The sequence below is a fragment of the Aliiglaciecola sp. NS0011-25 genome, from assembly GCF_040370605.1.
Lineage (GTDB): Bacteria > Pseudomonadota > Gammaproteobacteria > Enterobacterales > Alteromonadaceae > Aliiglaciecola > Aliiglaciecola lipolytica_A.
In genome coordinates this window covers 1-19,228 of record NZ_BAABWR010000019.1, presented here as the reverse complement: position 1 = coordinate 19,228, position 19,228 = coordinate 1, and the positions used below count along the sequence as shown (strand labels likewise).

Below are 19,228 nucleotides of genomic sequence, written 5' to 3'. Positions count from 1 at the left end.
TACTAAAATGATCCTTAACTAATATTGATTATTTTGACAGTGTCATCAGCACTTGTTGAAGGTGTAGAAAAATCTTCTTGATCAAATCCAATATCACCGTTAACAAACGGTGTTTGTTGCGTCTCTAAGGTTTTAAAGTCGAAAAGTTCACTATCGGCAAGATGCGAAGGCACGACATTCTGCATTGCCCTAAACATACTTTCAATCCTACCCGGAAAACGCTTGTTCCAGTCTACTAGCATGTTTTTAATAACTTTGCGTTGTAGGTTCTCTTGCGAGCCACATAAATTACAAGGAATAATCGGGAACTCAATTAAATCAGAATATTGGGTAATTTCTTTTTCAGCACAATAGGCTAGGGGACGAATGACCATTTGTTTGCCATCATCGCTGACTAACTTGGGAGGCATAGATTTTAAGCGTCCGCCATAAAACATGTTTAAGAATAGTGTCTCTAACATGTCGTCACGGTGGTGCCCCAACGCGATTTTAGTTGCGCCTAGTCGGGTTGCCGTCTTGTAAAGTATCCCTCTGCGTAATCTAGAGCATAGTGAACAAGTTGTTTTTCCCTCTGGAATTTTATCTTTTACAATCGAATAGGTGTCTTCTGTGACGATTTCAAATGCAACTTGCAATTCTTGTAAGTAATTAGGCAGTATCTGAGCGGGGAAGCCTGGTTGCTTCTGATCTAAATTAACCGCAATAATTTCAAATTTAATTGGCGCAATCTTTTGCAGAAACATTAAAATATCAAGCATGGTGTAACTGTCTTTTCCGCCAGACAGGCAGACCATTACCTTATCGCCATCTTCGATCATATTAAAATCGGCAATTGCTTTGCCTACATTTCGTCTTAGGCGCTTTTGAAGTTTATTAAAACTGTATTTTTTACTCTCAGACAGAGACTCGACCTTACTCATCTTATTCCTAGAAAAACATTGCTATCAGCGCGGATTATACCTGTCCTCATAAAGGACATAAACACCCTAAATTTAAATGTTTGCAGTCATTTTCTAAGAATCACAAGGTTATGTAAGGTTAATGTTTAAGAGGACACTCAAAGCCTTCTGGTTTAATTGCTAAAACGTCACAATTGAGTGAATCTATTGTATGTTCAGCCGTGTTACCGATAAGGGCGGCTGTAATACCGGTGCGACCTACAGTACCGATAACCACTAACTCTGCGTCGATAGCTTTTGCCACTGAAGGAATGACATCCTCAGGCAAACCTTCACTAAGATGCTGATTTTCTTGTGGGATATTGAATTCTTGAGCGTGCTCAAGCATACATTTGGCGTGGTGTTGTTTAACTGACTCTGTATAGCCAACCGGATCGAACTCTGGTATTTCGATGGCAATATTAACCGGTGTACCTGGGTAAGAATTAACCAAGTTTACATGTCCTTCCAGTAAATCAGCCATCAATCCAGCGGTTTTAGTGATTAACTTGTTTAAGCTATGATGTTCTTCATCTTCACTGCCCACATCTACCGCAGCTAAAATATTGCCATTAATAGGCCAATCATGTTCTTTGACAAGTAAAACTGGAACCGGTGATTTACGTAGGATATGCCAATCAGTAGGGGTGAATATCACTGACTTTAGGGTGTCATGCTCGTGGGTTCCTTTGACGATTAAATCATAGCTGTGATCAATCACTTCGAACAATACACTTTCATATGGCCGATTATGCCAGACCACTTTTATATCTACTGAAATAGATGAGTTAGCCGCTAGGGGTTCAACTATATTGGCAAGCCAATCGGTTTTGTCATCCACCACAGCTTGGCGCATCGTTTCTCTTTCATCCACGGTGAGCATAGTGGTCATTTCATAAGAGAAATCATATATGGACAGAAACGCAGTAATACTGGCGCCGGTCTTTTCTGCCAATAAAAGCGCTCTTTTAAACGCTTTTTGATCTTCTGTAGTTGGGTCTACAACAGCTAGTATTTTGTTAAATACGGACATAAATTAATTCCCTTCAAACGTTTACACTACGTATATTAAGTGTATGGCTACTTTAGCTAGTTTGCCAATTAACAGACTAATTGTTTTGACCTGAATCAATTTAAATTAAAAGACTTAACCGCAGGCTTGTTTATTTAAAACGTGTTCACCAAGTTTTTCTCTAAGTACCGCCAAATTGAGAATTTGTATAAATTTCCCATCAACTTTGATGATATTTTCTTTTTGAAAACGGGTGAGTAAACGACTCACGGTTTCAACAGTTAAACCAAGGTGATTACCAATTTCGTTTCGGGTCATGGTTAAATTAAATTCTAATTCAGAAAAACCGCGGGAGCGAAAACGATCTGATAGATTAATTAGGAAGTGGGCAAGACGTTCTTCTGCTGTGCGCTTGTTTAATAACATCATGAGACTGTGATCTTGGTTTATTTCTGTGCTCATAATTTTAAGCATTTCTTTGCGCAGTGTAGGAAGTTGTGCGCTCATAATATCTAACTTGTCGTAAGGTAACTCACAAACCATGGAGGTTTCCATCGCTTGATTATAACTTTGATATTTTTCAGAAAATAGTCCATCAAAGCCGACAATATCACCGGGAAAATGAAACCCTGTAATTTGTTGTTCGCCATCGGGAGAGGTTATGTAAGATTTAAATGAGCCCGTTCTTACTGCAAACAGCGACGTAAATTTTTGCCCAGGAATAGTTAATTGATCATTTTTATGCAAAGGGCGCTTGCGTTCTATGATTTCGTCCAAACTCTCCATTTCAGTCTGATTCAGAGCCACCGGTATACATAGGTGATTAAAACTGCAGTTTTGGCAGCGAATACTGAACTTGTTCGGATCTGACATTAGTTAATTCCAATTAATTCATTAGTTACCAATTATGAATCCCTTGGTAACATAAAATCAAGCCAAATAAGCATAATAAGACTGCAACGCTTCGTTTTACCACTGGTTGGGTCAACCATCCTCTTATTTGGCTGGCGCTGGCTCCCATTGCTAACATGATGGGCAAAGTGCCCAAGCCAAAGCAAAACATGGTGATAGCACCTTGTACCACACTGCCGGTGGAAACACTCCATGTTAACGTCGAATAAACCAATCCACAGGGCAACCAGCCCCAGATTAGGCCATAGGGTACAGCATAGATTGGGTGTTTAAAGGGAATGAAACGCTTTGATATGGGACTAATTTTACGCCAAAAAATAGCGCCAACTTTTTCTACTTTAACCAGTAGTTTTGACCACTGTCCCACATATAATCCAAGCAGAACCATAAATACTCCGCCAAAAAGGGTCAGTGCTTGAGGATTGATAAAGGATTTTGTGGTGACGATCTGACCCAACAGCCCAGCGATTGCGCCAGCGAAACTATAAGATAAAATGCGGCCTGAATTATAGGCAATTAAATACGGCCATTGTGACTTATTCTTTGGTAATGCAAAGGTAAATGAGGTCACAATTCCACCGCACATCCCAGCGCAATGCACACTTCCAGCAAGTCCGATTAATATTGCAGAAAACCAGCTTAAGTCGTTCATTTGTCGTTAGTTTTTGGCTTTTTTACTTGTACTTTTTTATCCACGTCATCATCGAATAGAATGTTGTATCCTTGACGCTCTAAATCTTCAAACTGATTGGATTTGACCGCCCAAAAAAAGATCCCTATGGCTAACAGTACTAGCACAATAGCGATGGGGATTAGCACATAAATGATACTCACTTTAATTTCCTATTAGCGCTGGTTAACGTAGTAAACGAATAGAGTTTGCGACCACAATAATTGAACTTAACGACATGCCAATTACGGCCATCCACGGGCTTAAATATCCGGCTACTGCTAGGGGAAGAATTAACGCGTTATAGCCAATGGCCCAAACCATGTTCTGTTTGATTTTGGTACGCACTTTAATCGCCATACTAACAGCAAACTTAACATTACTTAATTTTGAATTTAATAAAATGATATCGGCAGAACGTTTCGCCATGTCACTGGCGTCACCTACCGCAATTGATACATCAGCAGCGGCCAAAACTGGGGCGTCATTGATGCCATCACCAATCATCAAAACTTTGTGTCCTTTGGCTTGTAAGTTTTGAATGTATGTCAGTTTTTGTATTGGCGTTTGTCTAAAATAAACGTTTGGGATACCTAAAGAATCAGCGACCAAAGACGCGTTTATTTCTGAGTCACCACTTAACATCACCAATTGTTTGCTGCGTAAGTCATCGACGAGTTGTTTTGCGTCTTTTTTAACTACATCTTTTACGCTAAATGCAGCAATTAACTGATTGCCCAATTGCAGATAAACTCGAGAGTCATCCTCAGTGGGTCGTAAACCATCACTGTTATCAAGAATACTTATGTTACCTATCTTAACGACTTGAGATTGGTAGGTTCCTTGTAAACCTTTTCCCGCCACAGTAACTACTTGGGAAACTGCGCAGGGGGTCTGAGATTGAAACGCGTGAGATATCGGATGTTTTGAATAGAGTTCTAATCCAGCAGCTAAATTATAAACAAAAGTTTCATCTGCTGCGTTAAAGAGCTCGACGTCACTTACACTGAAATGTCCATTGGTTAGCGTGCCTGTTTTATCAAAAATCACGGTGTCGACATCAGGCATAACATCGATAATATTTGCTCTTTTAACTAATAAGCCATATTGATTTAATTTTGCTATTGCACTGGTTAAAGCCGTCGGCGTTGCCAAGCTAAGGGCGCAAGGGCAGGTCGCAACTAGGATTGATATGGCAACCCAAAAAGCGCGTTCTGGTTGATAAGCCAGCCAGCCAACGTAACTTATTAAGGTGATACCTAGAACAATTACAATAAAGTACTTGGAGGCAATATCTGCATATACAGCTGCCTTGGGTTTATCTGAAAGAGCTAACTCTTGAAGGCGTAAAATTTTGTTCACCAGGGACAATTTAAGCTCGTTTTCAACTTCAATTTCAAAAGAACCTGATAAATTAATGGTTCCGCCATAGACATGAGCGCCGGTGCTTTTTCTGATTTTTTCTGATTCACCGGTCAACATAGATTCATCCACGTTGCCATTTCCGTTGATTATTACCCCGTCTACTGGAAAAGTTTCTCCAGGACGGACTACTATTTTTTGTCCTTTTTTAAGATGTTTGGCTAATACCGAAGTTTGCTTATTATCATCATCAATTTGCATCGCCGTTAATGGAATATACTTAAACATATTTGCCGATATTAGGCTGGCCTGATGTCGTGAACGATGTTCCAAAAATCGGCTAATCAGTAATAAAAAGATAAACATACATACGGATTCAAAATAGATTTCCCCCGTATGGGAAATGGTTGCCCAGGCACTAGCCACAAAAGTGCCAATAATTGCGATTGAAACCGAAAAATCCATATTTACAGATCCCATCCGCAGCGAACTAAAAGCACTTTTATAAAAAGTAAATCCAGAATACAGCACAACCGGGGTGGTCAATAAAAAACTAACCCAATGAAGAAACTCTTTGGTCGCATCATCTATTGAACCGAAAATGCCGAAATAAAGACCAATGGCTAACATCATAACTTGCATGCTCATTAAGCCAGCCAATCCAATTCGTTTTAAATAGTTCTTGGATTCTTTCTGATAAGAGGCTTCATGTTCGTCTGCTTGGAAGGGAAGTGCGTGATAGCCGATAGATTCTAGTTGTCCGATGATTTCACTAAGTTTTAGTTCTGAATCTATCCAATTAATCGTTGCTCGACGTGCAGATACGTTGACTGCAATTCGTTTAATTCCGGGCGTTTTTAAAAGTTGTTTTTCAATCAGCCAACCACAGGCAGCGCAGCTTATTCCTTCGATGGTTAATTGGATTTGTTTTTGGCTGCCGTCATCGACCACAAATTCTTGCTGAATCTCTTCATGATCGTATGCTTTTAAGGTATCGAGTGTTTCGGTTAGTAATTCATCTCCCTTATCGGCAAATTCGGTTCTGAAGCGGTAATAATCTTCTAGTCCGTTGCTGACAATTGCTTCAGCCACAGCTTGGCAGCCAGGGCAACACATTTTGCGAGGCTCACCTAAGATATCTGCCCAGAAGACTTCTCCATTTATTATTGGAAGCCCACAATGATAGCAATTTTGTGAGTTACTATTTTGCATTAAGGATTAAAGTTGAAAGGGGCTTTTTGTGGTAAACCTGTATCCTGCATTATCTTCCATTGCTCATTCAAAGGTGAAAGAGTTAACTTCCATTTACCAGTAATAGGTTTCTCTGCATTAGCTTTGTAATTGCCATTTGCATCTTGGGTCAACAATAACGAAAAATCATTATCTTGGAGCGTTGCATGATAAAAATGCAGTTTTAACGCTTCACCAGAAGTGGGTTTGCCTGATAAAAACTCAAGTTGTACTCGACTACCATCAATTGTCAAAAGTGTGGTGATACCTTGAGCTTTGGCTTCTTGAATTTTAGTTAGTTCTAAATTGATGCCTTTGCCTTCCTTGTAATAGTCATCTATGACCAGACTATCCTCAGTATTTAAGGCAAGATTTAACATGGTGACACTAAGACATATGGAAACAACGGGTATGGTGATTAAAAACCAAGGCCAAAATTGTTTGTACCAAGGTGTTTTATCTGAGCGATTCATTAATATTTACTTCTTATTTAAGAACACAAAGCCTCGTTAAACGAGGCTTTGTTAGGTAACAACTCAATGTTTATTTATCTTTAGATAAACTATAAACATAGGTAGCCACTAGGTGTATCTTCTTCTCTCCCAAAGTGTTTTTGAAAGAGGGCATAACACCAGCTCGTCCGTAGTTAACAGTTTCAGTGACTACGTCGGTGCTGCCACCATATAACCAAATATTATCTGTTAAGTTCGGAGCGCCTAGCGCTTGATTACCTTTACCATCTGCTCCGTGACAAGCAGAGCATACTGCAAAGCGTACTTTACCTGCTTCTTTTAAGTCAGGGTCAACTTGTCTGCCACTTAAGCTAAGCGCATATGCAACGACTTCTTTAACACCTTGCTCACCAAAAGAAGGTAACCATGCGGCCATATTGGCTTGGCGACCATTTGTTAAGGTTTCAACAATCTTCTCTGGTGTTCCACCGTATAACCAGTCATGGTCAGTCAGGTTAGGGAAGCCTCGTTGACCACGAGCATCAGAACCGTGACACTGAGAACAGTTTTGCATAAACAAACGCTGACCAATTTTTAGGGCTTCTTCGTTATTAACTAACACTTCAATTGGCTGTTCGGCGTATTGGTTGAAAATTGGCGCAAATTTTTCTTCGGCCTTTTCAAGTTCACGATCATATTCAACACCAACACCACCTAAACCGAAGAGGGCGTTTTTCGCTTCTTCTCGAGACGCTAAAACTGCATCTTTCGATTCTTGCAGGGTTTGAATATCTTGGTTTGAACTTTTCCAACCTAACAAACCTTTCCAATTCCCTAAACCCGGATAAAGTAATAAATACAAAATCCCCCAAATCATGGTCATGTAGAACATGATTGTCCACCATTTAGGTAGAGGGTTATTGATTTCGATAATACCATCAAACGAATGATGCATATCGTCACCTTCTTCAACGCCTGTTTTATTCAACAGACACCAGCGTAAGATTAGGTAACACCCTAGAATTGTTCCCAATGAGATTACTGAGACCCAAATACTCCAAAAGCTACTCATTTATCGAAGACTCCCGCTCTTTTTTTTCTGATTGTTGGGTTGGCTCATCATCAAAAACCAAATTTTCTGCTTCATCAAAGCGTTTTTTAGCGCGGCTGCTAAAAGCCCATACCACTATGCCGATAAAGCAAACAAAAACCACAACTGTAAATATGCTACCCGCTGCACCGTAATCCATACTATTTCAGCGCCGTTCCAAGAGATTGTAGGTAGGCAATTAAAGCCTCCATCTCTGTTTTACCTTGTACTGCTTCTTTTGCGCCAGCGATTTCTTCCTCGCTATAAGGCACACCAAAGTCTTTAAATACACGAAGTTTTTTCTCAATTAATTTGCCGTCAAGTGTATTTTCAGCTAACCAAGGGAAACCAGGCATATTGGATTCAGGTACTACGTCTCTAGGATTAAGAAGGTGAACGCGGTGCCAATCATCACTGTAACGACCGCCGACTCTTGCCAAGTCAGGACCAGTTCGTTTTGAACCCCATAAAAATGGGTGTTCCCAAACTGATTCACCTGCGACAGAGTAGTGTCCGTAGCGTTCTGTTTCTGCTCTAAATGGACGAATCATCTGGCTATGACAACCAACACAACCCTCGCGAATATAAATATCTCGCCCTTCCATTTGCAAAGCAGTGTAAGGCTTAAGACCTTCTACTTTTTCCATTGTTTGTTGTTGGAACATTAGTGGTGTAATTTCAACCATGGCACCAAAACTAATCGCGATTAGAATAAATATCGCCATCAATCCAATATTCTTCTCAACCAGCTCGTGAACGTTCTTCATCTCAAATCTCCTTATGCTGCTTGAGGTTGAGGTGAGTTTTCAGGATCTTTAGAAAACTCTTCATTAGGTGTACGTACGGTTTTGTAAACGTTGTATGCCATCAATAACATACCGGCTACTACGAACACACCACCAATAAAGCGAACAAAATAGAAAGGCTTAGATGCTTGTAGAGATTCAACAAAACTGTAAGTTAGAGTGCCGTCTGGGTTTACCGCGCGCCACATCAAACCTTGCAATACGCCTGACATCCACATAGCGACTATGTATAACACCACGCCAATTGTTGCTAACCAAAAATGCACGTTAATCCATTTAACGCTATACATAGCAGGTTTATTAAACAACACAGGGATAAGGTGATAAATCGAACCGATTGAAACCATTGCTACCCAGCCTAACGCACCAGAGTGAACATGTCCTATTGTCCAATCCGTATAATGTGATAGGGCATTAACTGTTTTAATAGCCATCATCGGACCTTCGAAAGTCGACATGCCGTAGAATGAAAGGGAAACAATTAAGAAGCGTAAAATTGGATCGGTACGCAACTTATGCCAAGCGCCTGACAACGTCATAATACCGTTGATCATGCCACCCCAAGAAGGTACAAATAGGATGATTGACATTACCATTCCAAGAGACTGTGTCCAGTCTGGCAATGCTGTGTAGTGTAAGTGGTGAGGACCGGCCCAAATATAAAGTGAGGTAAGTGCCCAGAAGTGAACAACAGACAGACGATAAGAGTATACTGGTCTGCCGGCTTGTTTCGGTACGAAGTAGTACATCATACCCAAGAAACCTGCGGTTAAGAAGAAACCTACGGCGTTATGTCCATACCACCACTGCATCATAGCATCTACAGCACCAGCGTAAATCGAGTAGGATTTAAACAGTGATACTGGTATAGCCATACTGTTACCGATGTGCAATACCGCAACGGTTAACATGAATGCGCCGAAGAACCAGTTAGCTACATATATATGCGAAACTTTTCGGATAACAATAGTACCGAAGAAGTTGATAATGTACGCCACCCAAACCAAAGTGATTAAAATATCGATTGGCCACTCTAATTCTGCGTATTCTTTGGTAGTCGTTAAACCTAGTGGAAGAGTGATTGCCGCTGAAACAATAACCGCTTGCCATCCCCAAAACGTAAATGAGGCCAACTTATCACTGAATATCCTAGCTTGTGATGTTCGCTGCACTACATAATAAGAAGTGGCAAACAGCGCACATCCACCAAATGCAAATATAACTGCATTAGTGTGTAAAGGACGCAATCGAGAAAAGGTGAGGTAAGGAATGTCAAAATTTAAGGCTGGCCAGTAGAGTTGTGCTGCGATAAACACACCTACTGCCATCCCAATAATTCCCCATACGACAGTCATTATGGCAAACTGCCTAACGACTTTATAGTTGTATTCCGGATGTACTTGGCTGGCTACGCTCATATCAATGGATCTTCCACATCATTATTTATGACAAAAATAATTAACTATTTTTGTATTGTTTTGTTATGTGTATGTGACACTATTGTCACGGTTTTTACATTTCATTAACTAAGTCCCTGAATTCACTTCGGAACTTAGATTTTGCAGACGGGATCATAAAGTTTTTGCTTTGAAAAAGATAGCATAAACACCATTAGCTTGATCTTAATCAATAGATTTTCAGCATTTCTTGTTTTTATAGTAGTGATCATTCAAACTGACTTTCAATAAAACTCATAAACAGACAGTTAATAGGCACAACACTCTGATTAAACGCACCTTTCCTATTATAGTTGTGATTTTGATTCTTTCCGTTGTTTATTCATTAAATAATCAAAAAGACTCAATTTTAACTAAAAATCTTTGTTATCTCGAAGCGCAGTCCTGTCGAATTGAATTAGACGATTCAATAATGCAGGTGAGTTTTTCTGACTTTCCTATTCAGATTGAAGAGATGCTTAATTTATCGATAATTTACGATACGCATTACGTGGTTAGGCGAGGGTGGCTTGAAGGTACTAATATGTATATGGGTAAAACCCCATTGTTTTTGAAAACAAGTCGAATAGACAAGTTAAATAATCAAGTGAACTTAGATGCAGAGTTGTTTATTGGTGCTTGTAGTGAGTCGAATATGAGATGGAAATTAACCATAGAGTTGGAAGATATACAAACCACTGATTTAAAAACGGTTTCAGTATTCTTCCAAACCCATGCTTAAGTAGAGATCTAATTACATTTGTGACTGCAAGTAGTTAGGTAAGCCAAGACGTTTGATTAGGCCTATTTGTTGTTCTAACCAATGTGCATGATCCATTTCGGTGTCTTCTAATAAGACCATTAGCATATCTCTGGTCACATAATCTTTTTCCGCTTCACACAGGGCGATTGTTTTCTTTAGTTCGTCTGTAACCGTGTATTCAACGCGCAAATCACTTTCCAACATTTCAAGCACGTCTTTACCGACTTTGAATCCTGAACGCACTGTCATGTCGGGAGTGCCTTCTAAAAATAACATACGTTCAATTAGCTTAGTGGCGTGACCCTTTTCATCATCAAATTCATGGGCAATACGCTCATGAAGTTTAGTTAATCCCCAATCGTCATACATTTGAGAATGGATGAAGTATTGATCCATTGCTGCCAATTCATAGGCTAGCAAGCCATTTAATGAATCTATTATTATTTGATTACCTTTCATAACTTAATCTCCCGAGCCCACTTGCGTTTGCAAGTAATTTTCCAAACCTAACGCTGAAATTTGGTATTCTTGTGTTTCCAACCAATCCAAATGCGCTTCTTCATATTCCAATATTTCTTCTAATAAATCGCGAGATACGTAATCTTGTTCAGATTCGCAAAGAGCAATCACATTTTTCAGCTTGGGAATTTGTTCTAATTGAAACTTACTGTCGCACTGCAACATTTCAACGGTTTCTTCACCAATATATAGCTTTCCAAGCATTTGCAAGTTGGGCAGACCTTCTAGAAACAAAATACGTTCAATTAACTCGTCGGCTTGTTTCATGTCTTTTATAGACTTTTTATAACAAACTGAATTCAGTTTTTCTAATCCCCAATTTTTATACATCCTCGCATGCAAAAAATATTGGTTGATCGACGTAAGCTCAGTGGTTAGCACCTCATTCAGAGCTGCTAATATATTGGCTTGACCTTTCATTTCAAAATTCTCCTAAAACAGTATGTGGCAAGTATAGACCAACAATCCATGAAATGTAATATTTTCCTTAAAAAACAAATGGATACCCAATGCTAACAATTATCATTTTTGATTCCCTTATTACTTACTGGAAAGGGATAACATTTGTAAGCTCTCTTCAGCGAAACCCGTACCTGCCTCTGTGAAGAAGTTGAATACCTTGTCTGCCCCCGCTTTTTGGAGTAATTCGATTTCATCTTCATAGCGCGCAATGGATGCCACTGTTCCTTGATAATCAGCGTTCCTAAGTTGTTGAGTGATATTACTAATATCTTCTACTGATGGGACCGCCAACATGACGATATCGGTTTGACGTAAATCGAAATTTTCCCAAAAATCTACATCTTCACCGTCACCAACAAACACTTGCATGTCTTGTTTTTGCATTTTGCGTATTCGGTTTGGATCAGCGTCCATTCCCCAAACTTGTTCTTTCATAACGCTTTCCAATGCCTTATACGCACCTTTACCGACTCGGCCCATTCCAATGATAAGCACACGTGCATTATCTGGTAAGTTATAAATATCTTCTTTTAAGCGTTGCGGATGTTCATAATTTTTAAGTTTGTGTTTGATTCGGTTGTACTGTTGATGCGAAGAACGATAACCAAAACCGGTGAAAAGGAAAGAGATAGACACCGCCAAAGCCAGTACAACCAACCAGTGCTTTTCGACTAAATTTTCATTTACTAATAAGGCAACAACGATAAGTCCAAATTCACTGTAATTGGCCAATACCAAACTCGCTAAATACGAAGTTCTTGCTCGTAGACGTAAACGAGTAAATATACTGAAGAATAGTCCGAATTTAAGTGGAATGAGGCAGCATAGTAATAATGCAGTAAGCAACATTTCTAATGTGGGTAACGCGGTGAAACCGATTGACAAGAAAAAGCCGATAAGAAAAAGATCTTTGAAACTCATTAGTGATTTAGATAATTCAGAGGCTTTTGCTTGATTAGCTAACAACATACCAAGAATAAGCGCACCAAGATCGCCTTTAAGTCCCACTAATTCAAATAATTCATAACCACCAATTGCAATCAGAAACCCCATTAACGGTAATAACTCACCGTGACCGGCTTTATCTAATAACAATGACCAAATTGGTTTTGCTAATAATAATAGAAGCAATAACACTGCCCATATTGAAGGGATTTTACCGGTGGCAATTACCAGGAAAATCACCGCAAAAATATCCTGCATAACCAAAATACCAATCGCGACTTTTCCATGCCTTGTCCGAATTTCACCACTTTCTTCTAGTATTTTTACAATACAAACCGTGCTGCTAAAACTAAGTGAAAAAGCAATGAGAGCACCGGTTACAATATTTATATCCGCAAAATATCCAATTCCTAATGCGGTGAGGAAAACAAAACTCGAAGCGACGATGAGTACCCAAAGCATCATGTGTAAACTGCTGCCCATCCATACTTCTGATTTAATCAGATCTCTAATATTGAGTTTAAGACCTATAGTAAACAGCATTAGGGTAATGCCAAGGCTTGCTAATGTATCTAGAGATGCATCAGGTTCATAACCCATAAAATTTAAGCTAAATCCAGCAACCAAAAATCCAATCAATGGCGGTAAACCTATGATTTTCATAATTAAACCGCATAAAAATGCTACTAGGATGAAAGCGAATTCCATAATACTCCGACAATAGATATGTAATAGATAGATTTAATTAAATAATATACTCAGAGATAAAGATGCATTAAATAAATTAATTGTAATAACTTAGACATTGTTCAGATGGGTTATGTTTGTGTTAACCCTTAACTATTTTTATCTCTATCAAATTGGATACATTATTTAGATGGATTTTGTATAAATGTAGTGATCCCAATGTTTATTTTTTTTGGGCGAAAAGCTCGTTATACCAGTTGGGCCCAACTATTTGCTATTGTTTGGCATCTTTAGGTGCACGTCATTTAAGTTGAATATATTAGAGCACAAATTTGATTAAGGTGAAATCTTACATTTATTAGAAAGTTTTATAAAAACTTCAATCACTTACCTTAATTAGCGTTATAATGTATTCAAACTAAGCATCTGCTTAGATATACATTTGCACAAATGGTTTACGACTTTTAAGGTAATTATATGAGTGATGATGCAGCCGCTTTTAAAATCACTCCCATGGGAGATATTCTTTTTATTGTTTTAAAAGGGCTTTGGACCGTTCAGGCTGATCTTTCTTATATTAGTGAATTGTCACTATTAACAGGAAAGAAAAAAGGCCGTGATTGGGGGATATGCGTCGACATGACTAATTGGACGATGCCACAAGAAGTGTTTGAATCTCCATTTAAAAGTAAAATATCCTTGAAACGAAGAAATCAAATCGGTGAAAGTTGGGTTACTAAATCTTCAACCCAAGGACAAGAGTTGATGCCCTTTTTCGAAGACGTATCATTTACCCCGCAACGATTTGATGATCTTAACGATGCCTTGTCTTATTTAGAAAATCTTGGGTTGAAAGTGCCTAGTTCTGAATCGGTAAAAAAACACACTTTAATGGATTAGTGATAAAATACAATTTGCTTTACGCTCATTTAAGGCTAAGAAAAATATTCAACACAAGGTATTACAATCAATATATCTAAACGCTAATTTGCATTCCTTTAACTGGTCTCATGCAAGGAGCAATAACAAGTTTTTAAATTTTTACTCGTAAGTGTATTTATAGGCCAATGTTTAAATGGAAAAGAAAATAAACACCAACAAATGGCGTATTAGTTTTTCTCCACAGATCGCTATTCTTATTTATGCGGTTATCGCTGGCGCAGTTACTTCGGCACTAATCGCTTTTCTAATTTTGTACATTGAGACGCAAGAACGTGCTTATATCGACAATGTAACTCAAACTACCGCTAACAAAATTAAAATATTGTTAGAGGAAGATATAAACACACGAATTGTGTCATTGACGGAATTTGCTCAACTATCCAAAATATCGAATAATTTATCCGATGCCGATTGGAATTTAATTGCACAAACTTTGTATGATTCGCAACAAGGTTATCAAGCAATTAGCTGGGTTGACAGTGCTTTTCAAGTAAAAAAAGTGTTGCCCGTTGAACAGAACGAAATAGCATTAAATATTGATTTAAATGCTATTTCAGCGTCGTTATCTGCAGCCATTAATGCTCAAAATAGCACTCATTCAGCATTCACAATTCCTATTTCTTCAGTGGATGGAAAATCCGGTTTCGGAATATACGCACCGGTTTTTAAAGGTCTTGGCAGCACAAAACAATTACAAGGTTTTATCGGCAGCGTGTTTCTTTTTAACACCTATTTTAAAGAAGTACTGCCTTCTTATTTATTGTCTGACCATCAAATACTGTTGACTGTAGATGGTCTACGTATCTATCCAAATACACTCACTAGTAATTTAATTGATACTCGATGGAATAAACACGCAGCATTTACACTTGAAGGCCAAAATTGGCAAATCAATATTGCACCTACCAATGAGTTTTTAGCCCACAAACATTATCGAATAATCAAAATTTTAACCTTGCTCGGTGTACTGCTCAGCTTTTTTGTGGCACTTGCTTTTTATGCTGTTTTGCTGTCACGCAGAAAAGATAAATACATAAAGGATGATCGTAAAAAGACAGAGCATTTTCTAAAGATGTTACCAGGGATGGCATATCAATCCTTTAACGAAAAAGGATGGCCAATAATATTGGTAAACGAGGAATGTGAAGAATTAACTGGATATTCTAAAGATGAATTCGCAAGAGATAGCATTATTTGGGGACAAATCATTCATCCCGATGACTATGAACGGATTGTGAAATTAGTCGACAAGGCAGTAAAGCAACAACGACGCTTTGAATTTGAATATCGGATAGTGACAAAAAACAATGAAATTAAGTATGTTTGGGAAAGAGGAGAGCCGGTACGTTCCCATTTAACTGAAGACTTGATATTAGAGGGGTTCATAACCGATATAACTTCTATTAAACAAGCACAAGCTGACTTGATACATAGCCACGCATTTTCTGAGGCAATTGTTAATTCAGTGGTTGAGGCGGTTATTACCATCGACCAAAAGGGCAATATAAAAAGTTTCAACAAAGCTGCCCTCAAGATGTTTGGCTACTCTTTTAAAGAAATCAAAGACAAAAACGTAAAAATTTTAATGCCTCAGCGTCAAAGTGAGCAACATGATCAGTACTTAGCTAAGTACTTAGAAACAAATGAAACTCATATTATTGGAACTGGACGTGTGTTAACGGCCAAGCGCAAAGATGGTTCAATGTTTCCTATTCATTTATCGGTCAGTGAAATTGTTAATCCCGAGGGCAGAGTATTTGTTGGTTTAATTCGAGATATTACCGAGCAAATAGCTTCAGAAAATAAAACTCGTCGATTAACCGAACAATTAGCTCACTTTGATCGCTTAAATGCGTTAGGGGAAATGGCCGTTGCAGTTGCCCATGAAATTAATCAACCACTGACCGCAATAGCATTATTTTCAGCAACTGCTAAAAATATGTGCGAAAAACAAAATTTCGAAATGCTCCCTGAGTTATTAGATAAATTAACTCAACAATCACTTCGTGCTGGCAGTGTTTTGGAGCGTGTGCAAATAATGACTAGAAAAGGCGATAGTCAAAAAGAAGCGGTTGATAGCGATATATTAATCGAAGAGGTCATAAAATTAATTGAACCTATTTCACGCTTACATGAAATATTGATTCAGGTAGAAACGGGTGATCAGCATGTAGCTGTCTTTGTTGACCGAGTACAGATCCAACAAGTGATACTGAATTTATTGCGAAACGCCATGGAATCAATGCAAGCAATTGACTTTAAAAATGGTAATGTATTAACAATTAGAGCGTCTCAAAGCGAAGCAAACACGTTTCAGATTTCGATAGAAGATACAGGTTGTGGTTTATCTCAAAAGTTAAAAGACGAACTTTATACGCCATTTAGCACAACCAAAAAGAATGGAATGGGGATTGGGTTGTCAATTTCCAAATCAATTATTGAAGAACATGGTGGACACTTAATGTTCAAAGATAATAAACCATACGGGACCGTTTTTTATTTTACGCTACCCATTTCAGGAGGAAAAACACATGACTGATCAGCAAACGGTATATATCATCGACGATGACGAAGCTATCCGTGATGGAATGGAAATGTTGCTTGCATCGATTGGACTTAATGCTAAAAGCTTTGTGAATGGCCAGGAGTTTTTGAAAGAGTTCAATGACGACATGAAAGGGTGCATCGTACTCGATATTAGAATGCCGAAAATGAGTGGTTTAGAATTACAATTAAAGCTTAAAGAACTAAATAGTTTGTTACCTATCATTTTTATCACAGGCCATGGTGATATACCGATGGCAGTTGAAGCTATGCGAAACGGTGCTATTGACTTCATCCGAAAACCCTTCAATGATCAAAATTTAATTGACCGAATCAATGAAGCCCTAGCGTTAAACTCCAAACAAAATGCCTGTATTGATAATAAGCAGAAGGAAGTCAGAAAAATCAGTCTTCTGTCTAATCGGGAAAAGGAAGTATTCAATTTAGTTACCGAAGGGGCAATGAATAAAATGATTGCGTCTGAGTTAAATATCAGTGAGCGAACCGTTGAGGTTCATCGCTCCCACGTTATGGAAAAACTTGGCGCAAAAACCTTGGCGCAACTAGTGCGAATAAAAATACTGTCGGAACAGTAAATAAAAAAATGGAGTCCATCTATGGTTGGATGTGATGAACTCCAAAGAGGAACTGAAACCTTTGTTTCAGGTAGTTGCTGTGTATATGTCTACACAGGAATAGCTTAACTACTATCGCTTAATCAGAATATTGGGGGTTACCGCTAAATGCGCGAGACTAACCTGTGGAAATCCCTAATAGATATCGTAAAACTAAATCAACTATTTAGCTGTCGTTTTTAATTACATGATTACATTAGATAAATTCCCAATTGCGCAAATTGTCTTTAATTTTCGGATGTTTTGGCTTTAATAAGCCGTTTTTTGACAAAAAACGGTTGGTAAAAAATAATACCCACAAAAACATGATTCAAAAGTACGTATTTCCCACAATTAATTACGAGAAATCTCCAATAACCCAATCCTGATGTGAACCGTAAACTTAGTTTTATTGGCGTTACGACACACCCTTAAAAAATTAACACTATATCTTCTACAGATGTTAACAACATTTTTCAAAATCCGAGCGTTAACTATATTTTTAGAAATAAAGGAAGGCAGATGGTAATTTCAAATAGTCGGTATGTAAGTCATTTAACACGGGATACGTTAGCTCTGGTTTTAGCTGGAGGGAAGGGAAGTCGTTTATGTGAATTGACACAACATCAGGCAAAACCGGCTGTTCATTTTGGCGGTAAGTTTAGAATTATAGATTTCCCGTTGTCGAATTGTGTTAATTCAGGAATTAGAAAAATAGGTGTAATGACACAATATAAGGCCTATAGCTTATTACGACATCTGGCCAGAGGTTGGGGACATTTGAATAGAGAGTTGGGGGAATTTGTAGAATTACTTCCTGCGTCTCAACAATACTCATCAAGTTGGTATGCCGGTACCGCTGATGCACTTTATCAAAATATTCGGTTTATCCGTGAAAACGCCCCAAAATATGTGGTTGTATTATCTGGTGATCATATTTACAAAATGGATTACGGAGACATGCTTGCTCAACACGCACAAAGTGGAGCAGATATGACCATATCTTGTATTGAAATGCCAATTGAAGAAGCCGCAGGTAAATTCGGCGTAATGTCCGTTGATCAAAATAGCAGAATTACTGAGTTTCAAGAAAAACCAATTAATCCTTGGGTTATGAAAAATAAACCAGGTTCAACTTTAGCCTCTATGGGAAATTACGTATTTAGCACTGAGTTTTTGATTGAAAAGCTAATTGAAGATGCAAAAAATAACGAGTCTCAGCACGACTTTGGTCATGATATTATACCGAATGTGATAAAAAATAATCACGTAGAAGCGTTTGTATTCCGCTCAGAAAACCCAAATGAGGCAACTTATTGGCGAGATGTGGGCACTTTAGATTCATTTTGGCAGGCAAATATGGATTTAGTTACAGCAACGCCAGATATTGATTTATACGATAAAGATTGGCCAATATGGACTTATCAGAAACAATCTCCCCCTGCTAAATTTATTTACGATGAAGAAAAACAAAGTGGTTATGCCGTTAATTCCAATGTTTCAGGTGGATGCATAATATCGGGCGCTATTGTCAAACAATCTCTATTGTTTTCTGATGTGCACATAGAAAATAACAGCTTTGTGGAAGATTCGGTAATTCTTCCCCATGTGAAAATTGGTAAAAATGTTAAAATTCACAGAGCTGTTATCGACGCAGATTGTGAGATACCTGATGGTTTTGAAATAGGCATTGACACTAAGTTAGACAAAGCCAGAGGATTTCGAATAAGTCAGGGAGGAGTTGTGTTGGTAACAAGTGATATGTTAAGCGAACTTAATAAAGTCGAAATATATGAACAGAATAACCAACACAAAAGGTTAAGAGCTTAAACAACAGAGTGCTG

The 19,228-nt window shown here is 38.3% G+C and carries 19 protein-coding genes; 5 read left to right on the top strand and 14 right to left on the bottom strand.

Going from position 1 to position 19,228, the window contains the following annotated elements:
- Positions 1-14: 14 nt before the first annotated feature.
- The 11 genes from ttcA to ccoN all read right to left on the bottom strand — a co-directional run bounded on the left by ttcA (position 15) and on the right by ccoN (position 9,890).
- Entirely contained in the window at positions 15-902 is an 888-nt protein-coding gene (gene ttcA, locus ABWV72_RS15985) for a tRNA 2-thiocytidine(32) synthetase TtcA (RefSeq protein WP_353371776.1), read from the bottom strand.
- Between the two features lie 136 nt (positions 903-1,038).
- A complete protein-coding gene (gene uspE / locus ABWV72_RS15980) occupies positions 1,039-1,971 on the bottom strand; it encodes a universal stress protein UspE (protein WP_216046641.1) in 933 nt (310 codons plus the stop codon).
- A 114-nt stretch (positions 1,972-2,085) separates the two neighbouring features.
- Positions 2,086-2,823: a fumarate/nitrate reduction transcriptional regulator Fnr gene (gene fnr, locus ABWV72_RS15975; protein ID WP_216046640.1), complete on the bottom strand. Its 738-nt coding sequence runs from the start codon at positions 2,821-2,823 to the stop codon at positions 2,086-2,088.
- Positions 2,824-2,848: 25 nt separating this feature from the next.
- Entirely contained in the window at positions 2,849-3,514 is a 666-nt protein-coding gene (locus ABWV72_RS15970; protein ID WP_216046639.1) for a sulfite exporter TauE/SafE family protein, read from the bottom strand.
- A complete protein-coding gene (gene ccoS, locus ABWV72_RS15965) occupies positions 3,511-3,696 on the bottom strand; it encodes a cbb3-type cytochrome oxidase assembly protein CcoS (protein ID WP_216046638.1) in 186 nt (61 codons plus the stop codon). Before ccoS ends, ABWV72_RS15970 begins: the two co-directional genes overlap by 4 nt.
- 22 nt (positions 3,697-3,718) lie before the next feature.
- The gene (locus tag ABWV72_RS15960) at positions 3,719-6,106 is read right to left on the bottom strand and encodes a heavy metal translocating P-type ATPase (RefSeq protein ID WP_342804383.1); all 2,388 of its coding nucleotides are present in this window, start codon (positions 6,104-6,106) and stop codon (positions 3,719-3,721) included.
- The gene (locus tag ABWV72_RS15955; protein ID WP_216046636.1) at positions 6,106-6,597 is read right to left on the bottom strand and encodes a FixH family protein; all 492 of its coding nucleotides are present in this window, start codon (positions 6,595-6,597) and stop codon (positions 6,106-6,108) included. Before ABWV72_RS15955 ends, ABWV72_RS15960 begins: the two co-directional genes overlap by 1 nt.
- Before the next feature lie 70 nt (positions 6,598-6,667).
- Positions 6,668-7,648, bottom strand: a complete 981-nt coding sequence (gene ccoP, locus ABWV72_RS15950; protein ID WP_216046635.1) for a cytochrome-c oxidase, cbb3-type subunit III — start codon at positions 7,646-7,648, stop codon at positions 6,668-6,670.
- Positions 7,641-7,826 carry a cbb3-type cytochrome oxidase subunit 3 gene (locus ABWV72_RS15945; protein WP_216046634.1) on the bottom strand — a complete coding sequence of 62 codons (186 nt, stop codon included), beginning with the start codon at positions 7,824-7,826 and terminating at the stop codon, positions 7,641-7,643. Before ABWV72_RS15945 ends, ccoP begins: the two co-directional genes overlap by 8 nt.
- 1 nt (position 7,827) lies before the next feature.
- Complete coding sequence (gene ccoO / locus ABWV72_RS15940) at positions 7,828-8,433, bottom strand: cytochrome-c oxidase, cbb3-type subunit II (protein WP_216046633.1); 606 nt, start codon at positions 8,431-8,433, stop codon at positions 7,828-7,830.
- 11 nt (positions 8,434-8,444) lie between these two features.
- Positions 8,445-9,890: a cytochrome-c oxidase, cbb3-type subunit I gene (gene ccoN, locus ABWV72_RS15935; RefSeq protein ID WP_216046632.1), complete on the bottom strand. Its 1,446-nt coding sequence runs from the start codon at positions 9,888-9,890 to the stop codon at positions 8,445-8,447.
- 451 nt (positions 9,891-10,341) lie between these two features.
- Between ccoN and ABWV72_RS15930 the strand changes: the two genes are divergently transcribed.
- On the top strand, positions 10,342-10,650 hold the full coding sequence (locus ABWV72_RS15930; protein WP_342804382.1) for a hypothetical protein: 309 nt from the start codon (positions 10,342-10,344) through the stop codon (positions 10,648-10,650).
- Between the two features lie 12 nt (positions 10,651-10,662).
- On the opposite strand, the gene bfr (ABWV72_RS15925) is transcribed toward ABWV72_RS15930, so the two are convergent.
- The 3 genes from bfr (ABWV72_RS15925) to ABWV72_RS15915 all read right to left on the bottom strand — a co-directional run bounded on the left by bfr (ABWV72_RS15925) (position 10,663) and on the right by ABWV72_RS15915 (position 13,305).
- Positions 10,663-11,130, bottom strand: a complete 468-nt coding sequence (bfr, locus tag ABWV72_RS15925; protein WP_216046630.1) for a bacterioferritin — start codon at positions 11,128-11,130, stop codon at positions 10,663-10,665.
- 3 nt (positions 11,131-11,133) lie between these two features.
- Entirely contained in the window at positions 11,134-11,610 is a 477-nt protein-coding gene (gene bfr, locus ABWV72_RS15920) for a bacterioferritin (RefSeq protein WP_216046629.1), read from the bottom strand.
- Between the two features lie 120 nt (positions 11,611-11,730).
- Complete coding sequence (locus tag ABWV72_RS15915) at positions 11,731-13,305, bottom strand: cation:proton antiporter domain-containing protein (protein ID WP_216046628.1); 1,575 nt, start codon at positions 13,303-13,305, stop codon at positions 11,731-11,733.
- Between the two features lie 456 nt (positions 13,306-13,761).
- Here ABWV72_RS15915 and ABWV72_RS15910 point away from each other — a divergent pair, with 456 nt between their 5' ends.
- The 4 genes from ABWV72_RS15910 to glgC all read left to right on the top strand — a co-directional run bounded on the left by ABWV72_RS15910 (position 13,762) and on the right by glgC (position 19,214).
- The gene (locus ABWV72_RS15910) at positions 13,762-14,184 is read left to right on the top strand and encodes a hypothetical protein (protein ID WP_342804380.1); all 423 of its coding nucleotides are present in this window, start codon (positions 13,762-13,764) and stop codon (positions 14,182-14,184) included.
- A 175-nt stretch (positions 14,185-14,359) separates the two neighbouring features.
- Positions 14,360-16,765, top strand: coding sequence for a PAS domain S-box protein (locus ABWV72_RS15905; protein ID WP_353371681.1), 2,406 nt, complete (start codon positions 14,360-14,362; stop codon positions 16,763-16,765).
- Positions 16,758-17,366, top strand: a complete 609-nt coding sequence (locus ABWV72_RS15900) for a response regulator transcription factor (RefSeq protein ID WP_342804378.1) — start codon at positions 16,758-16,760, stop codon at positions 17,364-17,366. The genes ABWV72_RS15905 and ABWV72_RS15900 overlap by 8 nt, the downstream gene beginning before the upstream one ends.
- Before the next feature lie 540 nt (positions 17,367-17,906).
- Complete coding sequence (glgC, locus tag ABWV72_RS15895; protein ID WP_342804377.1) at positions 17,907-19,214, top strand: glucose-1-phosphate adenylyltransferase; 1,308 nt, start codon at positions 17,907-17,909, stop codon at positions 19,212-19,214.
- Positions 19,215-19,228 lie beyond the last annotated feature (14 nt).

What these genes read in the sequence shown, in the direction of transcription:
- bfr (WP_216046629.1), bottom strand. Translation starts at nt 11,610, where the DNA reads ATGAAAGGTCAAGCCAATATATTAGCAGCTCTGAATGAGGTGCTAACC.
- ABWV72_RS15970 (WP_216046639.1), bottom strand. Translation starts at nt 3,514, where the DNA reads ATGAACGACTTAAGCTGGTTTTCTGCAATATTAATCGGACTTGCTGGA.
- glgC (WP_342804377.1), top strand. Translation starts at nt 17,907, where the DNA reads ATGGTAATTTCAAATAGTCGGTATGTAAGTCATTTAACACGGGATACG.
- ccoP (WP_216046635.1), bottom strand. Translation starts at nt 7,648, where the DNA reads ATGAGTAGCTTTTGGAGTATTTGGGTCTCAGTAATCTCATTGGGAACA.
- bfr (WP_216046630.1), bottom strand. Translation starts at nt 11,130, where the DNA reads ATGAAAGGTAATCAAATAATAATAGATTCATTAAATGGCTTGCTAGCC.
- fnr (WP_216046640.1), bottom strand. Translation starts at nt 2,823, where the DNA reads ATGTCAGATCCGAACAAGTTCAGTATTCGCTGCCAAAACTGCAGTTTT.
- ABWV72_RS15910 (WP_342804380.1), top strand. Translation starts at nt 13,762, where the DNA reads ATGAGTGATGATGCAGCCGCTTTTAAAATCACTCCCATGGGAGATATT.
- ABWV72_RS15955 (WP_216046636.1), bottom strand. Translation starts at nt 6,597, where the DNA reads ATGAATCGCTCAGATAAAACACCTTGGTACAAACAATTTTGGCCTTGG.
- ABWV72_RS15945 (WP_216046634.1), bottom strand. Translation starts at nt 7,826, where the DNA reads ATGGATTACGGTGCAGCGGGTAGCATATTTACAGTTGTGGTTTTTGTT.
- uspE (WP_216046641.1), bottom strand. Translation starts at nt 1,971, where the DNA reads ATGTCCGTATTTAACAAAATACTAGCTGTTGTAGACCCAACTACAGAA.
- ABWV72_RS15905 (WP_353371681.1), top strand. Translation starts at nt 14,360, where the DNA reads ATGGAAAAGAAAATAAACACCAACAAATGGCGTATTAGTTTTTCTCCA.
- ccoO (WP_216046633.1), bottom strand. Translation starts at nt 8,433, where the DNA reads ATGAAGAACGTTCACGAGCTGGTTGAGAAGAATATTGGATTGATGGCG.
- ABWV72_RS15930 (WP_342804382.1), top strand. Translation starts at nt 10,342, where the DNA reads ATGCAGGTGAGTTTTTCTGACTTTCCTATTCAGATTGAAGAGATGCTT.
- ABWV72_RS15915 (WP_216046628.1), bottom strand. Translation starts at nt 13,305, where the DNA reads ATGGAATTCGCTTTCATCCTAGTAGCATTTTTATGCGGTTTAATTATG.
- ABWV72_RS15900 (WP_342804378.1), top strand. Translation starts at nt 16,758, where the DNA reads ATGACTGATCAGCAAACGGTATATATCATCGACGATGACGAAGCTATC.
- ABWV72_RS15960 (WP_342804383.1), bottom strand. Translation starts at nt 6,106, where the DNA reads ATGCAAAATAGTAACTCACAAAATTGCTATCATTGTGGGCTTCCAATA.
- ccoN (WP_216046632.1), bottom strand. Translation starts at nt 9,890, where the DNA reads ATGAGCGTAGCCAGCCAAGTACATCCGGAATACAACTATAAAGTCGTT.